The organism is Roseibium sediminis (genome assembly GCF_008711325.1).
Taxonomy (GTDB): domain Bacteria; phylum Pseudomonadota; class Alphaproteobacteria; order Rhizobiales; family Stappiaceae; genus Roseibium; species Roseibium sediminis.
This window is the reverse complement of sequence record NZ_VXDB01000020.1, coordinates 43,486-57,220: the sequence shown is the minus strand read 5'-3', so window position 1 is coordinate 57,220 and position 13,735 is coordinate 43,486. Positions and strand designations below refer to the sequence as shown.

Here is a 13,735-nt window from a genome sequence, read left to right as displayed (position 1 = left end):
CCCCAGAACTTCACCGATCGGACACGCTTTCCATGACTTTACCCTCGCCTGCCACACCTGGAACAATCCGCACAGAAGTCGACGGGGCTATCGGTTGGTTGATCATTGACAACGAACCGAAGAAAAACGCCCTTTCGCTTGCCATGTGGCAGGCCGTTCCAGCCGCAGTGAAGCAGCTTTCCGACAATCCGGCCATACGTCTCATCGTCTTAAGGGGCGCAGGGCCAGACAGCTTTGTCGCGGGCGCAGACATATCGGAGTTTGAAGAGACAAGGTCAAGCGCAGAAAAGGCAAAAAGCTATGACGAGGTGAATGTCGCGGCCTGCGAGGCGCTGAAAGCCTCCGACAAGCCGACCCTTGCCATGATCCGCGGCCACTGCCTTGGTGGCGGTCTGGCCCTCGCCCTTGCGTGCGACATGCGCCTTGCAGCTGAAGGGGCACAATTCGGCATTCCCGCCGCCCGCCTCGGCCTTGCCTATCCGCTGGGCCTCGTTGCCGATGTTTTGCGCGCCGTTCCGGCCTCCATTGCCAAACGGCTGATCTATACGGCAGAGCGCCTTGGCAGCGATGAGGCACTGCGCCTCGGTCTTGTTGATGAACTGGTCGCCGAGGCGGACCTTGAACCCCGCACCCGCGACCTTGCCCGCACCATTGCCGCCAACGCGCCCCTCACGTTGCGGGCCGCCAAGATAGCCATCAACGCACTTGCCGACGGGAGCGCGTCCGAAGCACTCGCCACAGCCCAGTCCGCCGCCAACACCTGTTTCGACAGCACCGATTTTGTCGAAGGTCGCACCGCCTTTCTGGAAAAGCGAAAACCGGTGTTCGAGGGGCGGTGACCCGGCCAACCGTTCCGCTCTCTCCGTCGCCGGAGATCACATAGACGCACACAGCCGCACTTCTTGGCTCCCCGATCCCGAATCTCACGTTGTTCGTCCGGGATGACAAAAAATGGCAGGATCTCTCAACTGCCGTCCCGGCCCACGAGCCGGGACCTCCAGCCATTCGACGACAAGACACCGGATCAAGTCCGGGGCGTCCAGTGCCGTGCGTGGGTGCTCTCACACCCACAAACACCCGTCCGCCCAGAAGTTCCCCTGTGTAGAGAATGGTGAAATCGATTGCGCTGATTCCCCTCCCCCTTGTGGGGAGGGGTTAGGGGTGGGGGTTTGCCGGGTCTCACGAAAAGTCGAACAAGTGGAAAAGTAGTCACCCCCACCCTCTCCCTCCCCACAAGGGGGAGGGTTTGGATAAATCTCGCACGACTTACAGCCAACCCGCCATTTGGAAAGACGCGCTCACTGTATTCCCTCCTTGAAAGAAGAAATCCTCTGGGTACTTCCCTTCCCCGCCAACAAACGCGGGGCTGAGAGTGCGGTCCGGTAATCCGCTTTCGGCGCAAACGGCCAATACGCGTGATCTCCGGCAGCCAAAAAAGCACTGGCGACTTCCGGTTTGAGGGCACCAAGCGAGAAAAAGCGCAGCAGGGCGTTCGGCTGAACCCTTTGGGAAGGATCAAACCCTGCAAGGGCAATATCCGGCCAGACATAGGGTTGATCGGTATGCAGGAAAATCAGCCAGCGGGAGCATAACCGCAGGTCTTCCCGCGACAGCTTGTATTTCCCCGAAAGAACATGCTCGTGCAAGTCATCATAAAAGGGCCACATGGTGTTCCAGATCGCCCGTACGGCACGGTCTTTTGTCTGAGGTTCGCTGTCCTCAAACATGTCGTTGGAAATCCGGCCGCCAATAAACCGTCGCAACAACTGCGCAGCAATTCTCCGCGCAACGGAATCTACTTGTGAACCATCGGCCATGCCGTAACTTACCTTACGGTACTTTTGAATCAATCTCTCAGGCAAATGAATCAATATCAAAAGCAACGGAGGCAAGTCACTGAAATAAGGCGACTTTTAACAACGAGACATCAGACATTGGCAAACAGATCAGTCAGAAATGTCTCGACCGCTTCGGCGAAAACATCGTTCCGGTCGCCCGCCACCATATGGCCGGCATCCTTGATGTCGACGAATTTGGCATGCGGCACGAGACTGAGGAATTCCTCGACATATTCCATTGAAACAAGCTCTGAATTGCGGCCTCGCACCAAAAGGACGGGCAACCCCAGCTTGGCTGCAGCAGCCACCAGCTCGTCCTGAACCGCTTGCCTGTCCTCCGGGTTGATCCGCTTGGAGCCTTTTATGAATTTCGGGTCCCAATGCCAGCGATACCGGCCATCATCATGAAGCCGCAGGTTCTTGGAAAGACCTGAAAGATCCTTCGGGCGCGAGCGGTTGGGAATATAGAGCGCAATGGCATCCGCAGCCTCCTCGACCGAGGCGAACCCCTCTTCCAGCTTTTCGGCCATGAAACCGACGATCTTGGCAACACCGCCCATGTCCATGCGCGGCGTGATGTCGACAAGGATCAGCGCGTAAAGCACACCCGGCTCATAGGCTCCTTCCGCCAACAGTCCGGCAAGTCCACCAAGAGACGCCCCGACGAGGACTGGCCGCGCTCCGTCGCGTTCCTTGATCTGATGCGAGACTTCGACAAGGTCACGCGCAAAATGATGAAAATGATAGTTGCCCGACGGCACCCAGTCACTTTCACCATGGCCGCGCTGATCCATGGAATAAACGACATGGCCAAGAGCCGCGATGCGCTCTGCCGCAACATTCCAGGAGTGCCGGGTTTGCCCGCCGCCGTGAAGCAGCAGAACGGGACGCCCGCTCTCCCCCACCTGGTCGGCAATCAGGCGGTTTCCTTCCGCCCCATCAAATGTCACGGCACTATGTTTCATCGCTAGATGGTCCTGTTCAAAAACTCCAGCACGCCCTGCTTGAAGACCTTGTCACCGACGGCAACCATGTGGTCGCGGTTCGGAATGTCGAGAACTTCCGCATCCGGCATCAGGTCGGCCAGTTTCTGCGGCGATCCGGCAATGTCGTCCTTGGTGCCGACCGCAACAAGCGCCGGAACCGAAATCCGCGCGACTTCCTCTTCCGAGATCTTCTGCCGGGAGGACCGCATGCAGGCAGCCAGCGCCAGACGGTCAGAGCCGGTCTGTTCTGCAAATGCGCGAAAGGCACGGCCCGTGCGATCGGGAATATCCTGAATACGATCGGTCTCGAGCGCGCTGGCAATTGGCTCTGGATCGCCGATGCCGGTGATCATGCCATAACCAAGGCCACCGAAGATCACGCGGCGCACGCGCTCGGGGTGGTTCATGGCCAGAAACGCAGAGATCCGCGCACCCATCGAATAGCCCATCACGTCGACATTCGTCAGACCAAGATGCTCAATCAACTGAAAGGCATCTTCCGCCATCATTGGCGCGCCATATGCGTCCGGGTCATGAAACTTGGTGCTGTCGCCATGGCCACGATTGTCAACCGCGATCACGCGACGTCCATCCTTCACCAATGTATCGACCCAGCCCGGATAAACCCAGTTCACCTGCTTGTTCGACGCAAAGCCGTGGATCAACAGGATCGGGTCTCCCTCCCCTTCATCCAGATAGGAAATGTTGACGGCACCTGCTTGGAACGACGGCATTCACACTAACCTTTACGTAAAGGGAAAATCCAACCTGCGTCAGCTTACGCTCAGTGCGGGGAACTCGTAAAGTTTTTTTGACCACACAGTCGAACAGGGAAACAAAATCCAAAGACGAGGCAAATTTACGCAGCAAACGATGGTGTGAAACTTTTCCGCCCCCCTATCCAAGTTGTCCATGAGGGGCTATGTTCGCGCACAAATACCAATCAAGACAAAGGGGTTCGGCCCATGGCGGATCAGGTTGTCCCGCACTTCCAAAACACTAGTGGTCATGAATCAGTGGCAATCGGCGCCAAGGAATTCATGTGCATCGGCGCGAACCCGCCTTTTGACCATCCGCATGTCTTTCTCGACATGGGAACCGAAAAGGAAGTCGTCTGCCCATACTGCTCGACGCTCTACAAGTTCGACCGCACTCTAAAGCCGTCCGAATCTTCCCCGGCTGATTGCACCTGGACACCGGCTGCGGCCTGATCGGCACCTCACATGCCTGAACGAGAAAAACGGTCCTTTCCGGTCGTCATTGCTGGCGCCGGAATCGGAGGACTGACGGCTGCGCTCGCCCTCAATGACGCTGGTTATGAGGTTTGCGTCCTTGAAAAGGCGTCCGAGCTTCGCGAGGTCGGAGCCGGATTGCAGCTTTCGCCAAATGCCTGTTCGGTTCTGGAACGCCTTGGTGTTCTGGACGAGCTTTTGCCCCATGCCGTCTTGCCTGAAGGCATATCCATCAGAAGCGGGCACTCCGGGAAGCTTCTTGGAACGGTTCCGTTGGGCGGCGACATCGCGGAACGCTATGGCCTCCCCTATCTCGTCATCCACCGCGCTGATCTGCAGGCAACGCTCTTTGAGCACGCCTGCAGCCGCAAGGGCATCGATATCAGGCTGGATGCGGCGGTTTCGGACATCAAGATCAACGACCAAGGTCAGATTACCTGCCTTTATGAAACCAGCGACGACGTGAATGCCGTTGGAACGCGCGCGCTGATCGGTGCAGATGGCGTCTGGTCGAAGGTGCGCCGGTTCGTTCCCGGTCACAATACTCCGAAATTCACCGGCCAGGCCGCATACCGGGCAACCATCCCGGCTGAAGGTCTCCCGTCTTACGTTCTGAACAGGACCGGGCTCTGGCTGGGCCCAAATGCCCATGTGGTGCATTACCCGATTTCCGGCGGAAGCTCGCTGAACATCGTGGTGCTGATTGCGGAAAACTGGACCGAACAGGACTGGTCCGCCCCGGCAGATGCAGACATGGTTCATGCAGCTCTCGACGGATGGTCGCCAGAACTCCTGAGCCTGATTGAAAAATCCCCGAAATGGCTGAAATGGGCGTTGTGCGGTGTGGACGCCAACGGACCGTGGCGCCACGGCCAGGTCGCACTTCTGGGCGATGCGGCACACGGCATGTTGCCCTATGCCGCGCAAGGCGGAGCAATGGCGATCGAGGATGCCTTTGTTCTCGCCCGCACCTTCAAGGCCCAGAACGGCGACGCCAATACCGCCTTTGCAATTTATGAGGCAGAGCGGAAGGACCGCGTGGCAAGGGTGCAGGCCCTCGCCCGTCGCAATGCTTCCATCTACCACATGGGCGCTCCGCTGGCGCTTGCCCGCGACACGGTCATGCGGATGATGCCGCCGAAGAAGTTCATCGACCAGATGGACTGGATTTATCGCTGGACGGCCACAGCCTCACGCTCCACATAAGTGGGACGAGGCCTTGAGCCCGGCGACCAGCTGGGCTAAAGCCATGCACCACCTTATCGCAACGGAGTCGGCCATGGCCGAAGAGCAGAGCGACGGGGAAGTCACCGCAGCCTTTCTGGTTATTGGTGATGAAATCCTGTCCGGGCGCACGAAGGACAAGAATATCGGCTTTCTGGCCGAGTATCTGACCGCGATCGGCATCGATCTTCGCGAGGTCCGCATCGTGCCGGATATTCGTGAGAAGATCGTCGAGGCGGTGAACGCGCTTCGCCCGCACTATACCTATGTCTTCACCTCCGGCGGCATTGGTCCGACCCATGACGACATTACCGCCGACAGTATCGCCGCCGCTTTCGGCGTGCCGATTGATGTCGATCCGCGAGCACGGGCGATCCTTGAAGCGCACTACCCTCCCGGACAGCTGACCGAAGCACGCCTGCGCATGGCCCGCATTCCGCAAGGCGCGAACCTGATCGAGAACAAGGTCTCCAAGGCACCGGGTTTCCGGATCGGCAATGTTCATGTGATGGCTGGCGTTCCATCCATCATGCAGGCCATGGTCGACGCCATTGTTCCCACACTGAAGACCGGCACAAAAATCCTGTCCCGGTCCGTCGATGCAGAGCTTCCGGAAAGCCGTATCGCGCTTCAGATCGGCGAGATTCAGGATCGGTTCCCGCAAACCATGATCGGGTCCTATCCGCGCGCTCAGGACGGGCGCTTCACCACCCAAATCGTCATTCGCTCCCGCGATGAAACCATTCTGGCCGAGGCCACAGCTGCCGTGGAAGCAGTCGTGCGGGACGCCACCAACCAATCTGCCTGAAAAGGACGCTTTCATGGAAAATCCAGCTCAAGACAAGGCCTTCCCGGTTTCATGGGACATGTTCCACCGCGACGCGCGCGCACTGGCATGGCGCTTGAAAGATCAAGGTCAGTGGAAGGCGATTGTATGCATCACACGCGGCGGCCTAGTTCCAGCTGCCATCGTCGCGCGCGAGCTCGGCATTCGTACCATCGAAACTGTCTGCATTGCCTCCTACCACGACTATGAAAACCAGGGAAAACTGGAAGTCATCAAGCCGGTTGATGGCAACCTCATTGATCTGGAAGGCGGCGAAGGCAGCGGCGTTCTGGTCATCGACGATCTGGTCGACACCGGCAAGACAGCAGCAGTCGTGCGTGAAATGCTCCCGAAAGCTCATTTTGCCACCGTTTATGCCAAGCCGGTCGGCTGCCCGATGGTCGACACATTCGTCACGGAAGTCTCACAGGACACGTGGATCTATTTCCCGTGGGACATGGGCTGGCAGTTCCAGCCGCCGCTTTCCCGCGACACAAAGGGATAAGCGCAACGCGCAACCCAAACCCGAAAGGCGGCTCCAGGGCCGCCTTTTTTGTTGCCCGGATGCCACAGCAAGCGACAACCTGAAGTTCTAGCGGCTCCATCACCATTTGGTGATCACCCTGCCCCGTTTCCGGCTTAATTCGTATGTTAGGGGCAGAATTGATTAACCATGACCGCCTATCTCTGGTGTCGCCATGATCATTTCAACGCCAGACCGTTCTCAGGAAGTTTGATGCTCGACCGCCGACTGTTTCTCATCTCCGGTACCGCAGCCTTGCTCGCCGGTTGCTCCAGCACCCAGCGCACTCTCGCCCCGACCATTCCGGGCGATGCAGCCCCGAAGCGGATAAGTCCGGAATATGTGGCCATGTACGGCCCGCTGCTGGACGAGCGGTTTCCGGTGCCTGCGGTCAAGCTGACGGATATCGATCCCGTCTATTATCGGCAGCTCGTCGACTATTCCTCGCCGGAACCGACCGGCACCATCATTGTGGACACGCCCAATCGCTTCCTCTACCTGACCATGGAAGGCGGCAAGGCCATGCGCTACGGCGTCGGCATCGGTCGCGCCGGCTTTGAATGGGGCGGCAGCGCGCGCATTGCCTACAAGAAGGAATGGCCGACCTGGACGCCGCCGGCGGAAATGATCGCGCGCCAGCCGGAACTGGAAGAATTTCGCAATGGCATGGCCCCGGGCATCGAGAACCCGCTCGGCGCACGCGCCCTCTACATATTCGAAGGTGGCCGCGACACGCTCTACCGCGTTCACGGCACGGCTGAAACTTGGTCCATCGGCAAGGCCGTCTCTTCCGGCTGTGTGCGCCTTTTGAACCACGACATCATCGATCTCTACAATCGCGTGCCGAACAACACCAAGATCGTCGTCCGGCAGGCCTGATCGAGATCATGATCGGGCGGATCAGATATCGACGCTGACCGCCCGATTCACTTCGATGGCCTGCGGCGTCACGCTACAGCCAATGGCATAGACCTCGACACCTGCTTCCCGTGCCGCCGCAAAGGCCTCGGCGTAGTTGGGGTCAATATCGTCCGCCAGTTCCAGACGATCGCAATCGGGCCTCTGCACCAGAAACACCATCGCCGCGCGGTGACCTTCAGCCACCATGTCGGATAGTTCCGCCAGATGCTTCGCGCCGCGCGCGGTCACTGAATCGGGAAACTCGGCAAGTCCGGCCTGACGCATCAGGTGAACGTTTTTCACCTCGACATAGGTGGTTCCATGCGACCCGCCCTCCAGCAGAATGTCGATGCGGGAGTTCTTGCCGTATTTCACTTCACGCCGCAGGGTTTCAAATCCGGCCAGCTCCGGAATTGCCCCGGCAAGAATCCCCTCCTCCACCAGCTTGTTCGGATAGGCGGTATTGATCCCCACAAGCGCGCCATCTGCCTCGATGATTTCAAAGGAATGCTTGAGCTTACGCTTCGGATTGTCAGAGACCGAGACCCAGACCCGCGAGCCCGGCTCCTTCAGCCCCAGCATCGAGCCCGGATTGGCGCAATGGGCGGTGATCTCCGACCCATCCGCATCCAGAATGATATCAGCCAGAAATCGCTTGTAACGCTTGACCAGCCTGCCGGTCTGCAGCGGTGCGGGAAATTTCATGAAAGCCCCCAGTGTGGATGGCAAGGGAGTGGAAATTCAGCGCGACCAGAAATCCGGATCGAGCAGCACCAGAACGGTGAAGAGCTCCAGACGCCCCATCAGCATGGCGAAGGACAAAAGCCACTTGGCACCTTCGGGAAGCGGCGCGAAATTGCCTGCCGGTCCAATGACCGGGCCAAGACCGGGACCGACATTACCAACAGCGGTGGCAGCCGCCGAAACAGCCGTCACAAGATCCAGCCCGAAGAACGACAGCGCCAGCGTGATGATCCCGACGGACCCGAGATAGACCACCAGAAAGGCGAGAACCGAGAAGGAAAGCTCCGGGGTCAGACGCGTGCCGCCATATTCTTCCGACATGACCCGGTTGGGTCGAACCATGCGGCGCAAATGAGCGCGCACCGTGCCGAAAAACACCAGAAACCTGAAAACCTTGATACCGCCAGTGGTGGATCCCGTACAGCCGCCGACAAACATCAAGAGAAGTGCGATACCGACAACCGGCGGACCCCATTCGGTGAAATCGCCGAGCGCATAACCGGTACCGGTGACGACGGAAATGACGTTGAACGTCGATTTCAACAACGCTTCGTCGAACGGGAAATCCATCTCGACACCGAGATAGACCGTCAGCGTCAGCGACACGGCCGCCAGAAAGCCGATCAGCACCCGCACCTGCGGATCGCGCCACAAGAGCAGCGGCTGGCCTCGCAGCGCCTGAATGATCAGAACGAATGGCAGCGCGCCAATGACCATAAACACGATGGCGACCCAGCCGGAAGCCGGATTGGTGAAATAACCAAAGGACAGGTCATGCGTGGAGTAGCCGCCTGTCGAAATCGTTGTAAGGGCATGATTGAAGGCGTCGAACAGGTCCATACCTGTCGCGATATAGGCGATGATGCACAGGACCGTCAGGAACAGATAGGCAAGGCCGATGAGACGGATCAGCTCCACGGAACGGCTGACGATCTTTTCCGACCTGTCAGAGCTCTCGCTCTGGAAAAGCTGCATCCCGCCGATACGCAGGAACGGCAGAAGCACGATGGCCATAACGATAATCCCGACGCCGCCCATCCACTGCATGATCGAACGCCAGACGAGAAGTCCCGGAGGCAGATCATCAAGACCGGAGAGAACGGTGGACCCGGTGGTGGTGAAGCCGGAGACGGCCTCGAACACCGCATCCGCATAACCGATGCCGAGCCACAGAAACGGCAACGCGCCAAAGGCCGGCAGCGTTGCCCAGGCAAGCGTCGTCAGAACGAAGGTCTGCCGCGTATCCAGTCCCTTTTCCAGCGAACCGCCGACAGAGATCGACAACAGCATGCCGAGCAAGCCGGTCAGCAGTGAGGAAAAGACAAAAGCCTGCCAGTCCGGGTTCTTCAACGCCACATCGACAATGGCGGGAATCAGCATGGCGGTCGCAAGGCCGACATAAAGGAAGCCAAGAACGTTCAGGACGGGTCGAAAGGAGATCAAATCTGTCTCGTCAGGTCTCGGCAAGAGTGCTGGCTGCACCCGGCGGGCACAATTACCCGGGGGCTGAATCTCGACTCTCTTCCTACCGCTTTTCTGAAAATTTTCAATGATGAAAGGACGGGCGTGCAGCGTCCCGCGAGTTCACCGTACTCCATCTGCCCGAAAAGCGGCCAATTGTGTCTTTTCCACCCAGTCAGCACACTCATACCTAACTCTACGTAATTTTTGCAGGTTCATCTATTGACCCGAAGCAAACCTTCCTCCAAACGATTGCCATTGCACAGAATCTGGAGATTTTTATATGACGCCCTACCAGAACATCGAGCAGTTCGAGTTCAAAGGTAACGCAAAGGAGTGGTTCGGGATCTGGATCACCAACGTCCTCCTGTCAATCGTCACCCTTGGCATCTACTCGGCATGGGCCAAGGTCCGGACCAAGAAGTACTTTTATCAAAACACCTATATTGCCGGCCGGAATTTCGACTACCACGCCACACCGAAGCAGATTCTGATCGGCCGCCTTATCGTGGTTGCTGGCCTCGTGATCTTCTACATGGCAAACGCGGCGAGCCCATTGGCGGGCGGCATTCTCTCGCTGGTCCTGTTTGCGATTGTCCCGATCCTGATCCTGCGAAGCACGCGCTTCAACGCGCGCAACAGCAGCTGGTCCAACGTGCGGTTCAACTTCGATCAGAGAACCGGCAAGGCCTATGAAGTTTATCTGCTTTACCCGATCCTGATGGGTGTCACGCTTTACACCACACAGCCATTCTGGGCGCGGGCCAAGAATCGCTTCGGCATCAACGGTCACCTGCTCGGGCGCACCCGCTTCAAGTTCGACAGTGGCGTTGGCCCGTTCTATCTGGCGTCCATTTCCGCAGTGGTTGTCTTTGCCATCGGTTTTGCCATCTTCTTCGCCCTGTCCGACGGCCCGCTTCTCCTCGGCGAAAACCCCGCTGACGATGTGCGCACCATTGCCAACAATCCGCAGGCTCTCGCTCCGATAGGCATCCTGATCCTGAGCTTTGCCGCCGCACGCGTCGTTTATGATGCCTTGCTGCGCAATCACGTATACGGCCACATGACGCTGGCGGGCCATGCCTTCCGCTCCACCGTCTCGCCGCTCGATGTGCTGGTCCTCACCATCAGCAACATGCTGATGGTCGTGTTTTCCCTCGGCCTGCTGCTGCCCTACACACAGGTCCGCATGCACCGCTACTGGACGGAAAACACATTCGTACAGCCAAATGGCTCCATCGACGCGTTCTACGGCGAAATGATTGCCGACAGCAGCGCGATCGGTGATGCCTATTCCGACATTGAAGGCATTGATCTGGGGATCGCCCTTTGATGCTTCCGGAAGGAAAAACCAAGGTAACCGGCCGGGCGTTCGCGCCCGGTTCTTCAGAGCTGATCGAGGCAGAGCTTGTCTGCCGCCCGAACAGCCCCGAACTCTTTCTGCTCAATTCCGCGGATCGCTCGATCCTGACCCGCAGCCCGCGCGCGCAGGCGGAGCTTGGATCGGTCGTCGGCTCGGGCCCGGTGAACGTGATGCTGTCTGGCGGCTGGCTGTTCCAGACCGAGGATCATGACGTCACAGCCCTCATGGATGAGAGCTTTTCCAGCCGCACCCTGCGTAGCTGGGAAGCCGTGCGCCCCCGCCTTTTGATCGCAGTTGCGGCCACCGCCTTCTGCGTCTGGTTGCTGTGGAAGTACGGCCTCGACATTCTGGCCTCCCTGGCCGTTGCCGCAACGCCGCCCGGCCTCACCAGCGCGATGGATGTTGCCACGATGCAAACCATTGACACCACGCTGGCTGACGAAACACAGCTTTCCGCGCCCCTGCAGGCGAAGGTGCAAACCATCTTCAAGACCCTGGTGGACGCCCTTCCCCCGGAAGAACAACCCGGCTTCACCCTGCAGTTCCGCAAGTTTCCAGAGAGCCTTGGCCCCAACGCCTTTGCCCTGCCCGGTGGCACGCTGGTCATGACAGATGCGCTCGTCGGCCAGTTTCAGGAAGACCCCGACGCGCTTTCCGGTGTGCTCGGCCACGAGATCGGTCACAAGGTGGAAGCCCACGGACTGAGGCAGCTTTATCGCTCGCTGTCCGTCTATTTTCTGGTCGCGCTGATTGCCGGTGACACCGGCCCTATCCTCGAGGACTTCCTCTTTGAAGGCCAGCTCTTGCTGCAACTCTCCCACTCACGCGCCCACGAGCGTTCCGCCGATGATTTCGGCCTTGCCCTGATGCGTAATGCAGGCTACGACCCCAAAGGCCTCAAACGCTTCTTCGCCACCCTTGAGGACCTTGCGCCAGACAGCGAAACCGACAGCGAATGGCTCTCAACCCACCCCCTCAACAAGGACCGCATCGACCGCATCGACGCTTTTATTAAAGAGAACAGACACTGAAAGACCGATCTACCCACACGAAATACGAGTTGAATTATAAATATTCGAATAAATCTTTTTGAAAATATTTAAAATAACAACGCCAATTATACAGTAATTTCGCCACCAATTTCACTATTTAGTATTTCAGAAACTCAAACTGCCTCACAATAACCTTAATTGCTACATATGGAAATACTACATCATTTCGACTCAATCTCTTGTCCGAGCAGTTCGGTAAGTGCGATGTGATGCTGGACCGACCTGTGGCCCGAGCCTGCATTTGAGTTCTTTCAGCTAAAATCCGTCACGATGCGTAGTCATCAATCGTGCCGACAGATTTGGTCCTTCGCGCTCAAAAGAACTCTACGACCTGATCTCGTCTTCAAGTGTATTTCCGTTGCCCTGGCCGCGTCCACTTCCATACAGGCCCGACGTTCTGGCGACGACTCTTACAAACCTGACATTCACGACTTTACTTGGCGCCGAAGTATATCCACCGGAATACATGCGGCTATTAGGGATTATCCAATTGAATATCGAAATCGTTACGACGCCCAATGATTGTTTGAAAGAAACGGGAATGGGCACCGCAAATGCCTGCAGTGCGATTATGGAAGCACTCGAACGATCAGGCAGAAATGCCGCAGTAACCGTCTGCGAAACCATTGATGATCTGGAGAAAATTTGCGCACGCAAACCTGACATCGTCATGCTCGCAGCGAAATACATAAAGCTGGAGACTGGAAAGATAATCTGGCTTTCGAGTTTCTTTGAAGAGCACTCCATCTTCTATACAGGCAGCGCAAAAAAGGAGCTGCTATTTGACTCGAATAAGGTCGCTGCAAAGGAGCTTGTGAGATCGAGAGGAATTCAGACTGCGAAGTTCTTCCTTGCCCTTCCAGGGGATTACACGGTTGAAGACGAACTCCCCCTTTCCTACCCCTTGTTTGTAAAGCCTTTGAGCGCTGCAAACGGCAACGGCATTGATTCAGATTCTGTGGTCAGCAACTTCGAGGAATATCAGGCCAAGATACAGGCCCTCAGCGACACCTATTGCGAGCCTGCTTTGGTAGAGGACTATCTGAACGGTCGGGAGTTCACCGTTTCCATCATTCAGGGAAGTCGTGATCTGGTCCTCGCCCCGATTGAAATCATTCCCCCAATTGTCGAGGGTAGACGAATACTGAGCGCTAAAACAAAAACGCTCAACAATGAGAAGCTGGCAGAAATAACCAGGACCGGGACTTTGCTTGAAGTTGCGGAAATGGCGCGCAAATCCTTCCTCGCGATTGGCGCCCGGGACTACGCCCGCATCGACATCAAAATGGACAATCACGGCAAATGCCACTTTATGGAAGCCAATCTGGTGCCGGGCATGACGCCGCGATCCAGCTATTTCCCCCGTGCTTTCGAGATCCACAGCGGCTTCAGCTACGACGAAGTCGTCAGGCTGATAATTCAAGGCGCAATCAATAGAAAGAAACGTGGCACAGCCACCGCTCCAAGCGAACCTGCAATAGCCGACAACTCCAACGTAGCGCTCCCTGTGGGGAGAACCGTCGGACTGCTGCCTTCACCAGGGTCCCTGACCCCATCCTGACAGCAGGCTCCACAAACTCAAGAAA

The 13,735-nt window shown here is 57.5% G+C and carries 14 protein-coding genes; 9 read left to right on the top strand and 5 right to left on the bottom strand.

Annotated elements, in window-relative coordinates:
* The first annotated feature begins 32 nt into the window (after positions 1-32).
* Positions 33-839, top strand: coding sequence for an enoyl-CoA hydratase (locus F0155_RS18020; protein WP_150525942.1), 807 nt, complete (start codon positions 33-35; stop codon positions 837-839).
* 459 nt (positions 840-1,298) lie between these two features.
* On the opposite strand, the gene F0155_RS18015 is transcribed toward F0155_RS18020, so the two are convergent.
* The 3 genes from F0155_RS18015 to F0155_RS18005 are packed head-to-tail and all read right to left on the bottom strand — an operon-like array spanning position 1,299 to position 3,558.
* Positions 1,299-1,883: a hypothetical protein gene (locus F0155_RS18015; RefSeq protein WP_150525941.1), complete on the bottom strand. Its 585-nt coding sequence runs from the start codon at positions 1,881-1,883 to the stop codon at positions 1,299-1,301.
* A 44-nt stretch (positions 1,884-1,927) separates the two neighbouring features.
* Positions 1,928-2,803: an alpha/beta fold hydrolase gene (locus tag F0155_RS18010; RefSeq protein WP_150525940.1), complete on the bottom strand. Its 876-nt coding sequence runs from the start codon at positions 2,801-2,803 to the stop codon at positions 1,928-1,930.
* A 2-nt stretch (positions 2,804-2,805) separates the two neighbouring features.
* Positions 2,806-3,558: an alpha/beta fold hydrolase gene (locus F0155_RS18005; protein ID WP_150525939.1), complete on the bottom strand. Its 753-nt coding sequence runs from the start codon at positions 3,556-3,558 to the stop codon at positions 2,806-2,808.
* A gap of 231 nt (positions 3,559-3,789) precedes the next feature.
* On the opposite strand from F0155_RS18005, the gene F0155_RS18000 reads away from it, so the two are divergent.
* The 5 genes from F0155_RS18000 to F0155_RS17980 all read left to right on the top strand — a co-directional run bounded on the left by F0155_RS18000 (position 3,790) and on the right by F0155_RS17980 (position 7,508).
* A complete protein-coding gene (locus tag F0155_RS18000) occupies positions 3,790-4,035 on the top strand; it encodes a zinc-finger domain-containing protein (RefSeq protein WP_150525938.1) in 246 nt (81 codons plus the stop codon).
* Between the two features lie 12 nt (positions 4,036-4,047).
* A complete protein-coding gene (locus tag F0155_RS17995) occupies positions 4,048-5,262 on the top strand; it encodes an FAD-dependent monooxygenase (RefSeq protein WP_150525937.1) in 1,215 nt (404 codons plus the stop codon).
* Positions 5,263-5,335: 73 nt separating this feature from the next.
* Positions 5,336-6,088 carry a competence/damage-inducible protein A gene (locus F0155_RS17990; protein ID WP_150525936.1) on the top strand — a complete coding sequence of 251 codons (753 nt, stop codon included), beginning with the start codon at positions 5,336-5,338 and terminating at the stop codon, positions 6,086-6,088.
* A 13-nt stretch (positions 6,089-6,101) separates the two neighbouring features.
* Complete coding sequence (gene gpt / locus F0155_RS17985; RefSeq protein WP_150525935.1) at positions 6,102-6,611, top strand: xanthine phosphoribosyltransferase; 510 nt, start codon at positions 6,102-6,104, stop codon at positions 6,609-6,611.
* Positions 6,612-6,842: 231 nt separating this feature from the next.
* Positions 6,843-7,508: a L,D-transpeptidase gene (locus F0155_RS17980; protein WP_150525934.1), complete on the top strand. Its 666-nt coding sequence runs from the start codon at positions 6,843-6,845 to the stop codon at positions 7,506-7,508.
* A 21-nt stretch (positions 7,509-7,529) separates the two neighbouring features.
* Here F0155_RS17980 and sfsA read toward each other — a convergent pair whose 3' ends face one another.
* Positions 7,530-8,234, bottom strand: a complete 705-nt coding sequence (gene sfsA / locus F0155_RS17975) for a DNA/RNA nuclease SfsA (RefSeq protein ID WP_150525933.1) — start codon at positions 8,232-8,234, stop codon at positions 7,530-7,532.
* 36 nt (positions 8,235-8,270) lie between these two features.
* On the bottom strand, positions 8,271-9,695 hold the full coding sequence (locus F0155_RS17970) for a TrkH family potassium uptake protein (RefSeq protein ID WP_150525969.1): 1,425 nt from the start codon (positions 9,693-9,695) through the stop codon (positions 8,271-8,273).
* A gap of 322 nt (positions 9,696-10,017) precedes the next feature.
* On the opposite strand from F0155_RS17970, the gene F0155_RS17965 reads away from it, so the two are divergent.
* The 3 genes from F0155_RS17965 to F0155_RS17955 all read left to right on the top strand — a co-directional run bounded on the left by F0155_RS17965 (position 10,018) and on the right by F0155_RS17955 (position 13,710).
* Positions 10,018-11,067, top strand: coding sequence for a YjgN family protein (locus F0155_RS17965; RefSeq protein ID WP_150525932.1), 1,050 nt, complete (start codon positions 10,018-10,020; stop codon positions 11,065-11,067).
* Positions 11,067-12,128, top strand: a complete 1,062-nt coding sequence (locus F0155_RS17960; RefSeq protein WP_150525931.1) for a M48 family metallopeptidase — start codon at positions 11,067-11,069, stop codon at positions 12,126-12,128. Before F0155_RS17965 ends, F0155_RS17960 begins: the two co-directional genes overlap by 1 nt.
* A gap of 511 nt (positions 12,129-12,639) precedes the next feature.
* Positions 12,640-13,710, top strand: coding sequence for a D-alanine--D-alanine ligase family protein (locus F0155_RS17955; RefSeq protein WP_204934526.1), 1,071 nt, complete (start codon positions 12,640-12,642; stop codon positions 13,708-13,710).
* The last annotated feature ends 25 nt before the right edge of the window (positions 13,711-13,735 follow it).

Bases quoted from the DNA above. Each gene is read 5' to 3' on its own strand.
- F0155_RS17990 (WP_150525936.1), top strand. From the start codon at position 5,336: ATGGCCGAAGAGCAGAGCGACGGGGAAGTCACCGCAGCCTTTCTGGTT.
- F0155_RS17965 (WP_150525932.1), top strand. From the start codon at position 10,018: ATGACGCCCTACCAGAACATCGAGCAGTTCGAGTTCAAAGGTAACGCA.
- F0155_RS18000 (WP_150525938.1), top strand. From the start codon at position 3,790: ATGGCGGATCAGGTTGTCCCGCACTTCCAAAACACTAGTGGTCATGAA.
- gpt (WP_150525935.1), top strand. From the start codon at position 6,102: ATGGAAAATCCAGCTCAAGACAAGGCCTTCCCGGTTTCATGGGACATG.
- F0155_RS18020 (WP_150525942.1), top strand. From the start codon at position 33: ATGACTTTACCCTCGCCTGCCACACCTGGAACAATCCGCACAGAAGTC.
- F0155_RS17960 (WP_150525931.1), top strand. From the start codon at position 11,067: ATGCTTCCGGAAGGAAAAACCAAGGTAACCGGCCGGGCGTTCGCGCCC.
- F0155_RS18005 (WP_150525939.1), bottom strand. From the start codon at position 3,558: ATGCCGTCGTTCCAAGCAGGTGCCGTCAACATTTCCTATCTGGATGAA.
- F0155_RS17980 (WP_150525934.1), top strand. From the start codon at position 6,843: ATGCTCGACCGCCGACTGTTTCTCATCTCCGGTACCGCAGCCTTGCTC.
- F0155_RS17995 (WP_150525937.1), top strand. From the start codon at position 4,048: ATGCCTGAACGAGAAAAACGGTCCTTTCCGGTCGTCATTGCTGGCGCC.
- sfsA (WP_150525933.1), bottom strand. From the start codon at position 8,234: ATGAAATTTCCCGCACCGCTGCAGACCGGCAGGCTGGTCAAGCGTTAC.
- F0155_RS18010 (WP_150525940.1), bottom strand. From the start codon at position 2,803: ATGAAACATAGTGCCGTGACATTTGATGGGGCGGAAGGAAACCGCCTG.